Origin of the sequence: Cupriavidus lacunae (assembly GCF_003353055.1) — a bacterium.
Classification (GTDB): Bacteria; Pseudomonadota; Gammaproteobacteria; order Burkholderiales; family Burkholderiaceae; genus Cupriavidus; species Cupriavidus lacunae.
This window is the reverse complement of sequence record NZ_QKWJ01000051.1, coordinates 11,885-24,806: the sequence shown is the minus strand read 5'-3', so window position 1 is coordinate 24,806 and position 12,922 is coordinate 11,885. Positions and strand designations below refer to the sequence as shown.

The window sequence follows — 12,922 nt, the reverse complement described above, 5'->3', positions numbered from 1 at the left end:
CTGCCTTCAGGACTACGGGTGATGGGATGAAACTGGATCCGGCACTGGCTGAAAAGCCTTATTACAGCACGCGTACAGCGGCAAAACTGCTTAACGTCTCTCTTGGCACCGTCCAGAAGATGGTCGAGCGCGGCGAGCTTGGCGCCTGGAAGACCAACGGCGGACATCGGCGCATCCACAAGGAAACCGTGCATCGCCTGCTGGCGACGCGCATCGGGCCGGAGTCGGCGTCGCCGCACGGCCTGGACCTGGTGGTGTTCCACCCCAACCACCAGGAAGCGCAGCGCATCCACGGCCAGCTCGCCAAGTGGGGGCTGCCGCTCAAGAGCGTGGTGGTCGACGATGTCCTGGACACGGTCATCACCTCGGTGAGCGCGCATCCGCGCGTGGTGCTGTACTACGTCGATGAACTCAACGACGCCGAGTCGGCCACCATTGAAAAACTGCAGAATTTCTTTGCCAGCCAGCACGTGATCTTTGCCGTGATCACCAACCGCCAGGCCTATGAAGGCGTGGCCGATGCGCTGCAGCACTGGGGCATCATGGTGTTCCTGAAGACGCCGTCGCTGGAAGAGGTCAAGGGCTTCCTGCGCGCGCAGCTGATGATGGGGCGCGCGACCTGAGGCCACCGGCCTCAGGCCACAGCCTCCTGCCGGGGCGTTGACCGCCCCGTTTCATTGTCCCCCGCCTGCGCCAGCATCCAGCCGTACAGGTTGCGCGGGTCGGGCGGCATTGCCACCAGTTCCACGGCCCTGCCCGCCCGGTGCGCCTGCGCGGCGACGTAGAGCCAACGCAGCGCGGCGTAGTCTTCCAGCGCAAACCCCACGGAATCAAACACGGTCACCTCGTCCGCCGATGCACGGCCAGGCGCGTGGCCGGCCAGCACCTGCCACAGCTCGGTCACCGGCGCATCGGCCGGCAACTGCTGGATCTCGCCTTCAATGCGCGTCTGCGGTTCGTACTCCACCACGATGCGCGCGCGGCGCAGGATGTCCGCATGCAGCTCGGTCTTGCCGGGACAGTCGCCGCCAACCGCGTTCAGGTGCATGCCGGGCCGCACCATGGACGGCGTCAGGATGGTCGCGCGGGTCTTGTCGGCCGTGACGGTGGAGACGATGTCGGCCCCGGCCAGCGCGGCCTCGACCGAACCGGCGCGCCGGATCGAAAGGCCAGGCACGCCGGCCAAGTTGCGCATCAGCCGTGCCGTGGCGGCCGGGTCGATGTCATAGGCGGCGATCTCGCGCACACCCAGCATCGCGTGGAAGGCCAGCACCTGGAACTCGGCCTGCGCGCCGTTGCCGATCAGCGCCATGGTCGCCGCACCGGGCCGCGCCATGGCGCGCGCCGCCAGCGCCGAGGTGGCCGCGGTGCGCAGCGCGGTGGCCAGCGTCAGGTCGGCCAGCATCAGCGGGAAGCCGGTTTCCACTTCTGCAAGCATGCCGCAGGCCATCACTGTGGGCATGCCGTGCTCCGCATTGCGCGGATGGCCGTTGACGTACTTGAACGCATACTGGCTGCCGTCGCTGACCGGCATCAGTTCGATCACGCCGCGCGCGGAATGGCTCGCCAGCCGCGCGGACTTGTCGAAATCGTCCCAGTGCAGGAACGCCTGCCGGACTTGCCCGGCCAGGTCGACGATGGCGGCCTGCGGGCCGATTGCGGCCACCAGCCGGGCGGCATCCGTTGCGTCGAGAAACAATGTTCGGGCGGTGTGCTTCATGACCCTCTCCTTGATGGTCTGCTCAGGCCGCCGCCGCGGCCACGCCACGCCCGCTGCTGCGGTCCAGGCGCAAGGTCATGCAATAGGCCCCGCCGCCGGACAGCATGAACGGCGACAAATCGACTTCATGCAGCTGGTAGCCGCGCCGGCCCAGTTCGGTGCGCAGATGCGGCGTGGTGCGGGTCATCACCACCTGGTCGTCGAGATTGACGGCATTGACGCTGAAGTGGCGCAGGTCATCGGCGCTGGCCTCGATGCGCAGCCGCGCCGGCACGCGCGCACGCAGTTCCTGCAGCGCCGCTTCGCTGAAGGCCGGCGGGTAGTACAGCACCTCGCCGCCGGACAGCGGGCAGAAGCACACGTCGAGGTGGTAGCTCTGCTCGGTGGCCAGTTCCAGCGCCACCACGTCCTTGCCGAAGTAGTTCGACACCGCCACCGCCGCCTCATGCGAGGAGCGCGGACCGAACCCGGCCCAGAAATGGCCGCGGCCCGCATCCCAGATGCAGTCGCCCGCGCCTTCCTGGTAGCAGCCTTCGGGCAGCAGCGCGACTTCGTCGAGCAGGCCGCGCTCGCGCAGCTTGCCGAAGATGTCGGCGAACGGCGCTTCCTCTCCGCGGCGCTGCGGGTAGCGGAAGCGCGCCAGCAGCGCGCGACTGTCGAGCACTACGGCCGCGTTGGCCGGGAACACCATGTCGGGCAGCCCCGGTGCGCCGGGCGCCACCTCCACGGCAAAGCCGGCGCGGCCCAGCGCCTCGCGCATTGCGTCGAACGACTGCATCGCGCTGCGATGCATGCCGCGCGGGTCGCGCGCCCAGGCAGCCGGGTCCATCCACGGATTGATGCTGTACGACACGTCGTAGAAAGTCGGCTCGACAAGCAGGATCGTGGGGGTCTGGGTCACGGCGGCTCCTTTTCAAATGGCAGGGTTGGCGATGCATCGCTTGGCAATGCATCCGGGAAATCAATCGGTCGATTGAATTCTCGGGCAAGCGTGCGTTAGCCAAAAGCCAGCAATTTGCGCAATTTGCGCCTACCATTATTCAAAACGCCAGGTCAAGCTGGCGTTTTGCCAAACCACCGCCCCCGCCCCCATGGATGCCACCGACCAGCAGCTGATTTCCCTCCTGCGCGACAACGCGCGCACGCCGGTCACGGCGCTGGCGCAGGCGCTGCGCGTGTCGCGCGCGACCGTGCAGAACCGCATCGACAAGCTGAAACAGGAGGGCGTGATCGTCGGCTACACGGTGCGCCTGCGGCCCGAGGCCGAGGCCCACCGCATCCGCGCCTGGATGACGATTGCCGTGGAGGGCAACAAGGCCCGCACCGTGCTGCAGGCCCTGCGCGGCGAGCCCAACGTGCAGGCGCTGCACACCACCAATGGCCGCTGGGACATCATTGCCGAGCTGCGCGCCGAGACGCTGGAGGCATTCGACCGCGCGCTGGACCGGATCCGGCTGATCGACGGCATCAGCGCCACCGAGACCAGCATCCTCCTGTCGACCTACAAGTAGGACGCAGCAAGCCCTCGCTCAGGCCGTGGCGCGGCCGCGCAGGCGCTCGCGCCGCGATTCCTCGTGGAACACGCTGCCGCTGGGACGCAGCAGGTCGCGCAGCGACAGGATGCCGGCCAGACGCATGGTCTCGGCGCTTTCCACCACCGGCAGCCGCGCCACGCTCAGCGCGGCCATGCTGCCCGCGGCCACGCGCGCGGTCTGTCCGGGCAGCAGCACATGTGCCGGCGCGCTGAGCAGGTCGCGGCAGCGCATGCCGGGCGGGATCTCGCCGGCGGCCAGGCCACGGATGGCGGCGCGCTCCAGCATGCCCAGCACGCGCCCGTCGGCCACCACGGGGTAGGCGCGATGGGCCGCGTGTTCTCCAAAGTAGCGCGCCATCGCTTCCGCGACCGGCAGGTCGGCGTCGATGGCGACCACGTTGCGCGTCATCAGTTCGTCCACGTGGGCGCGCTCAAGCGGGTCCACGCCATATTCGCGATAGATATGCAGGCCGCGCCGGGCGATCTTCTCCGTCATGATCGAACGCTTCATCGCCAGCACCGAGATGCCATAGGCCACCGCGGTGGTCAACAGCAGCGGCAGCAGCGCCTGTGAATCATGCGTGAGCCCGAAGGCGAACACGATCGCGGTCAGCGGCGCGCCCAGCACGCTGCCCAGCACCCCGGCCATGCACACCAGCGCCCACAACTGCGGCGAGCCGCCCGGCAGCCATGGCGCCAGCACCACGCCCAGGCCCGCGCCCAGCATCAGCAGCGGCGCCAGCACGCCGCCCGAGGTGCCCGAGCCCAGCGCCGCGATCCAGATCACGGCCTTGACCGCCAGTAGCGCCAGCGCGATCTCGATGGCGATGCGGTTGTTCAGCAGGTCGCCGATCACGTCATAGCCCACGCCCACGCGCGCGGCTCGAAATAGCCGCCGATGCCGACCACCAGCCCGCCCAGCGCCGGCCACCACATCCAGTGCACCGGCAGGCGCGAGAACGCGTCTTCGGTGCGGTAGAGCGCCAGCGTCAACCCCGCGCCCAGCACGCCGCACAGCAGGCCGGCCAGCACGCAGGACAGCAGCGCCGGCGTGCCCGCCGCGGCGGTCTGCAGCGGAAACAGCGGCGCGGCCTCGAAGAACAGCGGCCGCAGGAAGCCCGCCACCGCGCACGCCAGCGCCACCGGCAACAGGCTGCGCGGGCGCAGCTCGAACAGCAGCAGCTCGACCGCCAGCAGCACCGCCGCCACCGGGGTGCCGAAGATCGCGGTCATGCCCGCGCACGCGCCCGCCACCAGCAGCGCCTTGCGCTCGCCCGCGGTCAGGTGCAGGTACTGCGCCAGCAGCGACGCCAGCGAGCCCCCGGTCATGATGATCGGCCCCTCGGCGCCAAACGGGCCGCCGCTGCCGATCACGATGCCGGACGACAAGGGCTTGAGCACCGCCACCCGCGGCGACATCTTGCTCTTGCCGAACAGCACCGCCTCGATCGCCTCGGGAATGCCGTGGCCGCGGATCTTGTCGCTGCCGTAACGTGCCATCAGGCCGACGATCAGGCCGCCGATGGCCGGCACCGCGATCACCCACGCCCCCAGCGCATGGTCGGCCGGCGAGCGCTGGGCCAGCGACAGCGTCTGGTAGAAAAACAGGTTGGTGAAGAACCGGATCAGGTTCACCAGCACATCCGCCGCCACGGTGCTGAGGGCACCGATGCCCAGCGCGATCACGGACAGCATCAGCAGGCGGCGGTTGACGGCATAGTCGCGTTTTTCGACCGGCATGACAGACGACATGGGGGCTCCTTGCTCTTGTGCAGACTTGTGCGGTGCGTCATGCCCTGGGTCGGGATGCACTGCACCAAAGGCGGCCAAATATATCACCCCGTGATATATTACGCGCACCATTCCAACGCGCCCCCCGTCACAAGAATGCCCACCGCCCCCGCCGTCTCCGCCCTGGCGCAGAATGCCCGTGCATGGCTGCGCACATTCGTTCCGCTGCCCGTCGCCGCCAGCCGCAAGGAGCGCCTCAAGAGTTGCCTGGGCGCCCTGCTGGGCCTGCTCTGCACCGAATGGATCAGCCACCAGACCCTGGGCGGCTTCAATCCGTGGTTCGTCGCGCCGATGGGCGCTTCTGCGGTGCTGCTGTTCGCGGTGCCGTCATCGCCGCTGGCACAGCCCTGGTCGATCATCGGCGGCAATCTGATCGCCTCCGTGATAGGCGTGGCGTGCGCGCGCTGGATCCCCGACCCCGGCCTGGCGGCAGCCGTCGCCGTGGCCGTCGCCATCGCCCTGATGTTCCAGTTCCACTGCGTGCACCCGCCCAGCGGCGCCGTGGCCATCACCGCCGTATTCGGCGGGCCTGCGGTCAGTGCACTGGGCTTCGGCTTCGTTGCCGTGCCGGTGCTGTTCAATTCGATGCTGCTGCTGATGATGGCGCTCGCCTTCAACAACTTGTCGCGGCGGCGCTACCCGCACCGCCCGCCCGAGCCCGCAGTGCAGCATGGCACGAAAGACGTGCCGCCATCCCAGCGCCTGGGCGTCACCCGCGCCGACCTCGACGAAGCCCTGAAGCTGCGCGGCGAATTCCTCGATATCGAAGAAGACGACCTTGAACAGATCCTGGTGGCAGCGCAGTTGCGCGCCTACCGGCGCCACTTCGGCAACGTGCTGTGCGGCGAGATTATGTCGCGTGACGTGATCACGGTCACGCCGGACCAGCCCGCGCATGAAGCCGGGCACCTGCTGTCGCGGCACCGCATCAAGGCCCTTCCGGTGGTGGACGCCACCCGCAAGCTGGTGGGCATCATCACCCAGAGCGACTTTTTCGCGGCGCAGCGCGATACCGGCGCGCGCCGCCTGGCAGGGACCGTGCGCAACCTGATGACGCGCGCCGTCGTCACCGCCCGGCCCGATCAGCCGATGGTGGAGCTGGCCCAGGCGTTCTCAGACGGCGGGCTGCACCATGCGCCGGTGATTGACGAGCAGCGGCGGGTGGTGGGGATGGTGACGCAGTCTGATCTTGTTGCTGCGCTGCTTAAGAGTGGGGTGATGGCGGTGCCGGAATGAGTTTTGGTTGGGGTTATGGGGTTGGATTGTGGCTCTTGGCGGGCGTGGGCTGATACGCCGGCGTAGCCGGCGGGGCTCCTTGGTCGTTGGCTTGCTTGGGNGGGTTCGATGTTGTCGTAGGTTTAAGCGCCTGGTTCCGCCCTGCTGGGCGGGTCACTTTTTGTCCGAGCGACAAAAAGTAACCAAAAAACGCGTCGCCTCTGGCGGCTGGCCACCAATTTGGTGTTGGGGGTGATTCGAGCGGCGGTGCTTGCCGTTTGGCGTGGTTGGCCGTTCGACCCAGCTACGCTCCCTGTCCGGTGCCTCCGTCCACGGACTATTGGACGAACCCGACTTTAGGCTGTTGGCAGCCTGCTAAGCACGTTATCGGTGGGACGCCTACGGCTGCGCTGCGCGCACTCAGTATCGTAGGTCGGGTGCTGGGGCACGGAATGCGTCGCTGCGCTCGCACTGCGCGGTCGTATTGCCGGGCCAAAGGCGCAAATCAGGACGTGGCCGTCCGCCTGCCACGTTAGGGCCGGCGCGCAGCGCAGCCGAAGGCGTCCCACCGACGCGGTACTTAGCAGGCTGCCAACAGCCTAAAGTCGGGTTCGTCCAATAGTCCGTCGATGTGGGCACAGACAGGGTGCGTAGCAGGCCCGAACCACCCACCACGTCAAATGGAAATCACCACCGCCCGAACCACCCACACCGTGGAATGGATGGCCAGCCGCCTGAGGCGACGCGCTTTTTGGTTACTTTTTGTCGCTCGGACAAAAAGTGACCCGCCCAGCAGGGCGAAACCAGGCGGTTAATCCTATGACAACATCGAACCCGCCCTACATACCCCAGCTAACGAGCAAGGAGCCCCACCGGCCACGCCAGCGAAACAGCCCACGCCCGCCATAGCCACAAGCACCCCCATAGCCCCCTCCCCGCTATCCACAGCCCCAAACCTATGGCACTGTGTCCGGGAAACACACCCGCCCCCGGCGGCACAATCATTGCCCCCAGTGACGCCCGCCCCACCCCGCGTCCCCGTTTCACATTCCCACCCCCCGACGTAAGCTATATTTACGCCGTTCCCGTCACACCGGCGGGGCCAAGGAAGGGAGAGCCAAACCATGAGTTCCGGCCAGTTAATTGAAAAAATCGCAGCCGTCTTCGCACTGATCGTGCTGATCGGCGGCTCGCTGCTGGTGCTGGCACCGTTCACCACCGCGCTCCTGTGGGGCGCGATCCTGGCCTTCAGTTCGTGGCACCCGTACACGGTACTGTCACGCTGGCTGGGCAACCGGCGCAGCCTGGCCGCGTTGATCTGCGTGCTGCTGGCCACTGTAGTGGTGCTGGGCCCGTTCGTCTACGCCGGCGCGAGCTTCTCGGCGCACCTGGACGACCTGTCCGCGCTGGTCGACCGCTATATGGAACACGGCCTCCCGCAGTTGCCGGCCTGGCTCAGCAGCCTGCCCTATGTCGGTTCCTACCTGCAGAGGTCATGGGACAGCGTCATCAACGCCGATTCCGAGATGGTCGCCAACCTGCGCAAGCTGATCGCCCCGGTCGGCCACGTGCTGCTGGGGGCCGGCCTGTCGATCGGTGCCGGGCTGGGACAGCTGGCGCTGTCGATCATCCTGGCGTTCTTCTTCTATACCGGCGGCGAGTTCGCCATCGCCTGGCTGCGCGCCGGCATGCGCCGCATCGCCGGCGAGCGCGCCGACCACCTGCTGGAACTGGCCGGCAGCACCGTCAAGGGCGTGGTCTACGGCGTGCTGGGCACGGCCTTCATCCAGGCGGTGCTGGCCGGCATCGGCCTGTGGATCTCAGGCGTGCCGGGCGCGGCCATCCTGGGCTTTGTTACCTTCTTCCTCTCGGTGATCCCGGTGGGCCCGCCGCTGGTGTGGCTGCCGGCCGCGCTGTGGCTGTACCACACCGGCGCCACCGGCTGGGCCATCTTCCTGGTGGTGTGGGGTGTGGGAGTGGTCAGCATGGCCGATAACATCGTCAAGCCGCTGCTGATCAGCAAGGGCACCGGCATGCCGCTGATCTGGATCATGCTGGGCGTGCTCGGCGGCGCGCTGGCGTTCGGCTTCCTGGGCGTGTTCATCGGCCCGACGCTGCTGGCGGTGGCCTATGCGCTGCTGCGCGACTGGACCATCGGCTCGCAAGGCGAGCTGCACCACGACCTGAAGCAAGGCGCCGCGGTGGCATCGGCACCCGCGGCCGCCCCGGCCGTGGTCGACAACCCCGATGTCCCGCCGGCCGCCACCAGCAAGCATCCCGGCTGATGGCAGGACACGAAGCGCCGGCCGCGACCGCCGACACCTCGCCGGCCGCGCTGCACCGGCTGGTGGCATGCGAATACTGTGACGCGATCTACGAGCGCGCGCCGATCGCGCCCGGCGAGCGCGCGCTGTGCCTGCGCTGCGGCGGCCAGCTCTACCGCGAAAGCCATCGCCAGTATCAGCGGCTGCTGCCGCTGGTGATCACCGCGCTGATCCTGTTCCTGGTTTCCAACGCCTACCCGATCGTCGAGATGGACCTGCAGGGGGTCCGCACCCAGACCACGCTGCTGGGCGCCGTGCAGGCCCTGTACACCGACAAGATGGGGCTGGTGGCGGCACTGGTGTTCGCCACCACTATCCTGTTCCCGCTGTCCGAAATGCTGATGATGGCCTACCTGCTGGTGCCGATGGCACAGCACCGCATGCCGCCGGGTTTCGACCGCATCGTGCGCGGCATCCGCCAGACCCGGCCCTGGGGCATGATCGAAGTCTTTATGATCGGCGTGCTGGTCACGCTGGTGAAGCTGTCCACCATGGCGCGCGTACTGCCCGGCATCGCGCTATGGTCGTTTGCCGCGCTGGTGATCGTGCTGGCGGCGATGCTGTCGTTCGATCCGCGCGACCTGTGGCGCCATCTGGAAACGCCCGATGACGACGACGCGGCCGCGGCCGAGGAAGGCCGATGACGGACCAGCAGCAGCCTCCGGCACAAGCGCCGGCGCAGCGTCCCCGCCAACCGGGCGGGCGCCTGGCCCGCCCGCGCCAGCTGGCGCGCGAGGTGGTGGCCGAGCTCACCGACGACGACGAGAACACCCCGCTGCCGCAGGTGCCGACCGCGAGCCGGCTCGGCCTGCTGTCGTGCCACGCCTGCGACCTGGTCAGCCCGCGCACGCTGGAGGGCGAGCCCTGCCCGCGCTGCGGCGCCACCCTGCATCACCGCAAGCCCGACAGCCTGGCGCGCACCTGGGCGTTCCTGCTGGCCGCCTATATCCTCTATATTCCGGCCAACGTGCTGCCGGTGATGGTGACGCAGTCCATCCTCGGCACGCAGCAGGACACCATCCTGTCCGGCGTGCTCTACCTGTGGCTGTCCGGCTCGCACATGCTGGCCGGGCTGGTGCTGATCGCCAGCATCATCGTGCCGCTGCTGAAGATGGTGATCCTCACCTTCCTGCTGCTGTCCGTGCATTTCCGCTCGACCTGGCGGATCCGGCAGCAGACCCGGCTGTACGGGCTGGTGGAGGTGATCGGCCGCTGGTCGATGCTTGATATTTTCGTGGTGGCGCTGCTGGCCTCGCTGGTGCGGGCCGGGGCGCTGGCCACCATCATCCCCGGCGGCGGCGCCATGGCCTTCGGCGCGGTCGTAGTCATGACCATGCTGGCCTCGCTCAGTTTCGATCCGCGCCTGCTGTGGGATTCGCTGGAAGACGACAATGCCCGACACTGACAACCAAGACACCCCGCCCGCGGGCTCATCCCCGCCGGCACCGCCAGGCCTGCCGCGGCCCGAACGTCGGCGCCGCGCGCGCTGGCTGCCCTCGCTGGTCTGGCTGATCCCGATCGTCGCGGCGGTGGTCGGCATCTCGCTGCTGGTGCATACGCTGGCCTCGCGCGGGCCCGAGATCACCGTCACCTTCCGCACGGCCGAGGGCCTTACGCCCGGCAAGACCGCGGTGCGCTACAAGGATGTCGACATCGGCCTGGTCAAGTCGGTGCGCCTGGCGCGCGACCGCTCGCACGTAGTGGCATCGATCGACCTGACCAAGGATGCCGAGAACTTCGCCGTGGCCGACACGCGCTTCTGGGTGGTGCGCCCGCGCTTCGCGGCCAGCGGCGTGTCGGGGCTGGAGACGCTGCTGTCGGGCGCCTATATCGGCGTGGATGCGGGCAAGTCGCAGGAATCCGCGCGCGACTTCAAGGGGCTTGAAGTGCCGCCGGCGGTGACCACCGATGCCTCCGGCAAGCAGTTCGTGCTGCGCGCCTCCGAGCTGGGCTCGCTCGATATCGGCTCGCCGGTCTACTACCGGCGCGTGCTGGTGGGGCAGTTGGTGGCCTACCAGCTCGATCCCAACGGGCGCGACCTCACGCTGCGCGTGTTCGTCAACAAACCCTATGACAAGCTGGTGACCGCCGACACACGCTTCTGGCATGCCAGCGGCGTCGACCTGAAGCTCGATGCGGGCGGCCTCAAGCTGTCGACGCAGTCGCTGGTGACGGTGCTGCTCGGCGGCGTCGCCTTCCAGGCGCCGGACCATTCCACCGCCACCGACGCCGCGGTCGAGAATACGCAGTTCCTGCTCGCCAACGACCAGGCCGAGGCGATGAAGGAGCCGGAGGAACTGGCGCCGACGCTGGCGGTGCTTAATTTCGACCAGTCCGTGCGCGGGCTGTCTCCGGGGGCGCCGGTGGACTTCCGCGGCGTGATCGTGGGCCAGGTGCGTTCGATCGGCATCGAGTACCAGCGCGAGAAGCGCGCCTTCCGCATGCCGGTGGTGGTGGAGCTGTACCCGTCGCGCATGGGCTTCCGCGAACGCGACGTCGAGGACCGCGAGCGCGCGCGCAAGATCATCCAGGGCCTGCTGCAGCGTGGCATGCGCGCGCAGTTGCGCACCGGCAACCTGCTCACCGGCCAACTGTATGTGGCGCTCGATTTCTTCCCGAAGGCGGCGCCGGCCAAGGTCGACCTGGACGCGCCGATTCCCGAGTTCGCCACCACGCCGGGCACCTTCGACCAGCTGCAGGCGCAGGTGGGCGACATCGTCAACCGCATCGACAAGGTGCCGTTCGACCAGATCGGCCAGGACCTGCGCACCACGGTGGCAAGCCTGAACAAGACGCTGGCCACCGCCGACCAGCTGGTGCAGCAGCTCAACGGCGACGTCGCGCCGCAGGTGCTGGCCGCGCTGCAGGATGCGCGCAAGACCCTGACCGCGGCCAACGGCACGCTGGCCTCGGACGCGCCACTGCAGCAGGACACGCGCCGCATGCTGCAGGAGCTGACGCGTACCGCCACGTCGCTGCGCACGCTGACCGATTACCTCGAACGCCACCCTGAAGCACTGGTGCGCGGCAAGCCGGAGAAAGAATGATGAAGCGCCGCCCTCTGAACTGCCCGCTCGCTGGTGCCCTGGCCGCCACGCTGGCGGCGGCCGTGCTGGCCGGGTGCGCCTCGCCCGAGCCGCGCTACTACACGCTGGCGCAGGGCGCGGTCGCGCCGCTGGCGGCCACGACGACGCCGGGATCGACCAACACGCTATGGCTGGAAGTCGCGCCCGTGCGCGTGCCGGAGCGGCTCAACCGCCTGCAACTGGTGGTGCGCGATGGCGGCGACGCCAGCCTGCGCCTGCTGGACCTGGCGCGCTGGTCCGCGCCGCTGCCAGACGAGCTGCGCGACGCGCTGTCGCAACGCCTGCAGGCCACGCTGGGCGCGGTCGACACCTACCAGCAGGGGCTGTCGGACGTGCAGCCGCTGTACCGGATCACCACCGAAGTGCTGCGCCTGGATGCCGACGTGGGCCAGCGTGCCGGCGCCACCATCAACTGGACCGTGCGGCGGCTGCCGGACGGCAAAGTGGTCAGCGGCCGCACCCAGGCAGAACTGCCTGCGCCCGGCGCGGTCGATGGTGTCGTCGCGGCGTACCGCGAGATCGTGGCCAGCACGGCGGCCGATATCGCCGCCGGGGTGCAGTCGTTGCGGCCTTAGTCGTCGCCCCACGCCGCGGCATCGCGCTCGCGCCGGGCGGCGGCTTCAGCGGCGCGCCGGTGCATCGCCCCGGCCATCGCCGCCAGGCACTCGGCGGCCCCGCCCTGCACCAGCTTCACCGAACAGGCCAGCATCAGGTTCTTGCCCAGGCCGAAGTCCTCCACCACGAAGCCACGCGCATCCAGCGGCGTGCCGTCCGCATCGGTCGCCACCGTGACGCGCTCGCGCAGCGTGCCCGCGTCCGCGCTGTAGCCCCACACCGGCTTCTGCAGTGCCACCGCAAAGCCCACCTCGAACGCCGTGCCGGAATCCGGCTCGCCCGGCCCGCGGAAGTCATCCAGGTTGGCCATCACCATGTCCGCGCGGCGCAGCAGCGCGATATTGGCGTCATAGATCCAGCGCGCGGTGTCGGGGCCGGACAGGCCCTCGGGTGCGGACTTGTCGAGCGGATACAGGCCGGCAAAGCCATGCGCCGCGCACAGCGCCTTGAGGTGCTCGCCCCAGGCGCGCGCATCCTTGCGAAAGACGTCAAAGCCAGCCAGGTAGATGGTTTTCATGGCACGTGGAGTGAGCGTGATGTGGACGAAGGCAGCGAGGATCGCAGCATAACCCGGCGCCCGCGGGCGTGGTACCACCGGGCTGCACGAAGGTCGCACAACATGCGCGCCCAGGGCGCC

12 protein-coding genes and 1 pseudogene are annotated in these 12,922 nt (G+C 68.6%); 8 read left to right on the top strand and 5 right to left on the bottom strand.

The window, feature by feature from the left end; genetic code table 11:
- Nucleotides 1-26: 26 nt before the first annotated feature.
- Entirely contained in the window at nucleotides 27-623 is a 597-nt protein-coding gene (locus tag DN412_RS28760; protein WP_115214680.1) for a helix-turn-helix domain-containing protein, read from the top strand.
- Between the two features lie 11 nt (nucleotides 624-634).
- Here DN412_RS28760 and DN412_RS28755 read toward each other — a convergent pair whose 3' ends face one another.
- A complete protein-coding gene (locus DN412_RS28755) occupies nucleotides 635-1,720 on the bottom strand; it encodes an ornithine cyclodeaminase (RefSeq protein WP_115214679.1) in 1,086 nt (361 codons plus the stop codon).
- Between the two features lie 22 nt (nucleotides 1,721-1,742).
- On the bottom strand, nucleotides 1,743-2,621 hold the full coding sequence (locus tag DN412_RS28750; protein WP_115214678.1) for a dimethylarginine dimethylaminohydrolase family protein: 879 nt from the start codon (nucleotides 2,619-2,621) through the stop codon (nucleotides 1,743-1,745).
- Nucleotides 2,622-2,811: 190 nt separating this feature from the next.
- Here DN412_RS28750 and DN412_RS28745 point away from each other — a divergent pair, with 190 nt between their 5' ends.
- Nucleotides 2,812-3,231: an Lrp/AsnC family transcriptional regulator gene (locus DN412_RS28745; protein WP_115214677.1), complete on the top strand. Its 420-nt coding sequence runs from the start codon at nucleotides 2,812-2,814 to the stop codon at nucleotides 3,229-3,231.
- Nucleotides 3,232-3,249: 18 nt separating this feature from the next.
- Here DN412_RS28745 and DN412_RS44755 read toward each other — a convergent pair whose 3' ends face one another.
- Both DN412_RS44755 and DN412_RS28740 read right to left on the bottom strand, forming a co-directional pair.
- Nucleotides 3,250-3,540, bottom strand: coding sequence for a CBS domain-containing protein (locus DN412_RS44755; protein ID WP_341868081.1), 291 nt, complete (start codon nucleotides 3,538-3,540; stop codon nucleotides 3,250-3,252).
- A gap of 39 nt (nucleotides 3,541-3,579) precedes the next feature.
- Nucleotides 3,580-4,754, bottom strand: a pseudogene (locus DN412_RS28740) (chloride channel protein); the annotation flags it as partial.
- 387 nt (nucleotides 4,755-5,141) lie between these two features.
- Here DN412_RS28740 and DN412_RS28735 point away from each other — a divergent pair.
- The 6 genes from DN412_RS28735 to DN412_RS28710 all read left to right on the top strand — a co-directional run bounded on the left by DN412_RS28735 (nucleotide 5,142) and on the right by DN412_RS28710 (nucleotide 12,245).
- Nucleotides 5,142-6,281 (top strand): HPP family protein, encoded by a 1,140-nt coding sequence (locus tag DN412_RS28735; protein ID WP_115214676.1) that lies wholly within the window; start codon nucleotides 5,142-5,144, stop codon nucleotides 6,279-6,281.
- Between the two features lie 1,103 nt (nucleotides 6,282-7,384).
- Nucleotides 7,385-8,545, top strand: coding sequence for an AI-2E family transporter (locus DN412_RS28730; protein ID WP_115214675.1), 1,161 nt, complete (start codon nucleotides 7,385-7,387; stop codon nucleotides 8,543-8,545).
- Entirely contained in the window at nucleotides 8,545-9,228 is a 684-nt protein-coding gene (locus DN412_RS28725; RefSeq protein WP_115214674.1) for a paraquat-inducible protein A, read from the top strand. The genes DN412_RS28730 and DN412_RS28725 overlap by 1 nt, the downstream gene beginning before the upstream one ends.
- Nucleotides 9,225-9,989, top strand: a complete 765-nt coding sequence (locus DN412_RS28720) for a paraquat-inducible protein A (RefSeq protein WP_115214673.1) — start codon at nucleotides 9,225-9,227, stop codon at nucleotides 9,987-9,989. Before DN412_RS28725 ends, DN412_RS28720 begins: the two co-directional genes overlap by 4 nt.
- Nucleotides 9,976-11,631, top strand: a complete 1,656-nt coding sequence (locus tag DN412_RS28715) for a PqiB family protein (RefSeq protein WP_115214672.1) — start codon at nucleotides 9,976-9,978, stop codon at nucleotides 11,629-11,631. The genes DN412_RS28720 and DN412_RS28715 overlap by 14 nt, the downstream gene beginning before the upstream one ends.
- Nucleotides 11,628-12,245, top strand: coding sequence for a PqiC family protein (locus DN412_RS28710; protein ID WP_115214671.1), 618 nt, complete (start codon nucleotides 11,628-11,630; stop codon nucleotides 12,243-12,245). The genes DN412_RS28715 and DN412_RS28710 overlap by 4 nt, the downstream gene beginning before the upstream one ends.
- Here DN412_RS28710 and DN412_RS28705 read toward each other — a convergent pair.
- Nucleotides 12,242-12,802: a nucleoside 2-deoxyribosyltransferase gene (locus DN412_RS28705; protein WP_115214670.1), complete on the bottom strand. Its 561-nt coding sequence runs from the start codon at nucleotides 12,800-12,802 to the stop codon at nucleotides 12,242-12,244. The genes DN412_RS28710 and DN412_RS28705 overlap by 4 nt on opposite strands.
- Nucleotides 12,803-12,922: the final 120 nt, after the last annotated feature.

Coding starts and splice junctions, on each gene's coding strand:
- DN412_RS28760 (WP_115214680.1), top strand. CDS start 27: ATGAAACTGGATCCGGCACTGGCTGAAAAGCCTTATTACAGCACGCGT.
- DN412_RS28755 (WP_115214679.1), bottom strand. CDS start 1,720: ATGAAGCACACCGCCCGAACATTGTTTCTCGACGCAACGGATGCCGCC.
- DN412_RS28745 (WP_115214677.1), top strand. CDS start 2,812: ATGGATGCCACCGACCAGCAGCTGATTTCCCTCCTGCGCGACAACGCG.
- DN412_RS44755 (WP_341868081.1), bottom strand. CDS start 3,540: ATGCTGGAGCGCGCCGCCATCCGTGGCCTGGCCGCCGGCGAGATCCCG.
- DN412_RS28735 (WP_115214676.1), top strand. CDS start 5,142: ATGCCCACCGCCCCCGCCGTCTCCGCCCTGGCGCAGAATGCCCGTGCA.
- DN412_RS28730 (WP_115214675.1), top strand. CDS start 7,385: ATGAGTTCCGGCCAGTTAATTGAAAAAATCGCAGCCGTCTTCGCACTG.
- DN412_RS28725 (WP_115214674.1), top strand. CDS start 8,545: ATGGCAGGACACGAAGCGCCGGCCGCGACCGCCGACACCTCGCCGGCC.
- DN412_RS28720 (WP_115214673.1), top strand. CDS start 9,225: ATGACGGACCAGCAGCAGCCTCCGGCACAAGCGCCGGCGCAGCGTCCC.
- DN412_RS28715 (WP_115214672.1), top strand. CDS start 9,976: ATGCCCGACACTGACAACCAAGACACCCCGCCCGCGGGCTCATCCCCG.
- DN412_RS28710 (WP_115214671.1), top strand. CDS start 11,628: ATGATGAAGCGCCGCCCTCTGAACTGCCCGCTCGCTGGTGCCCTGGCC.
- DN412_RS28705 (WP_115214670.1), bottom strand. CDS start 12,802: ATGAAAACCATCTACCTGGCTGGCTTTGACGTCTTTCGCAAGGATGCG.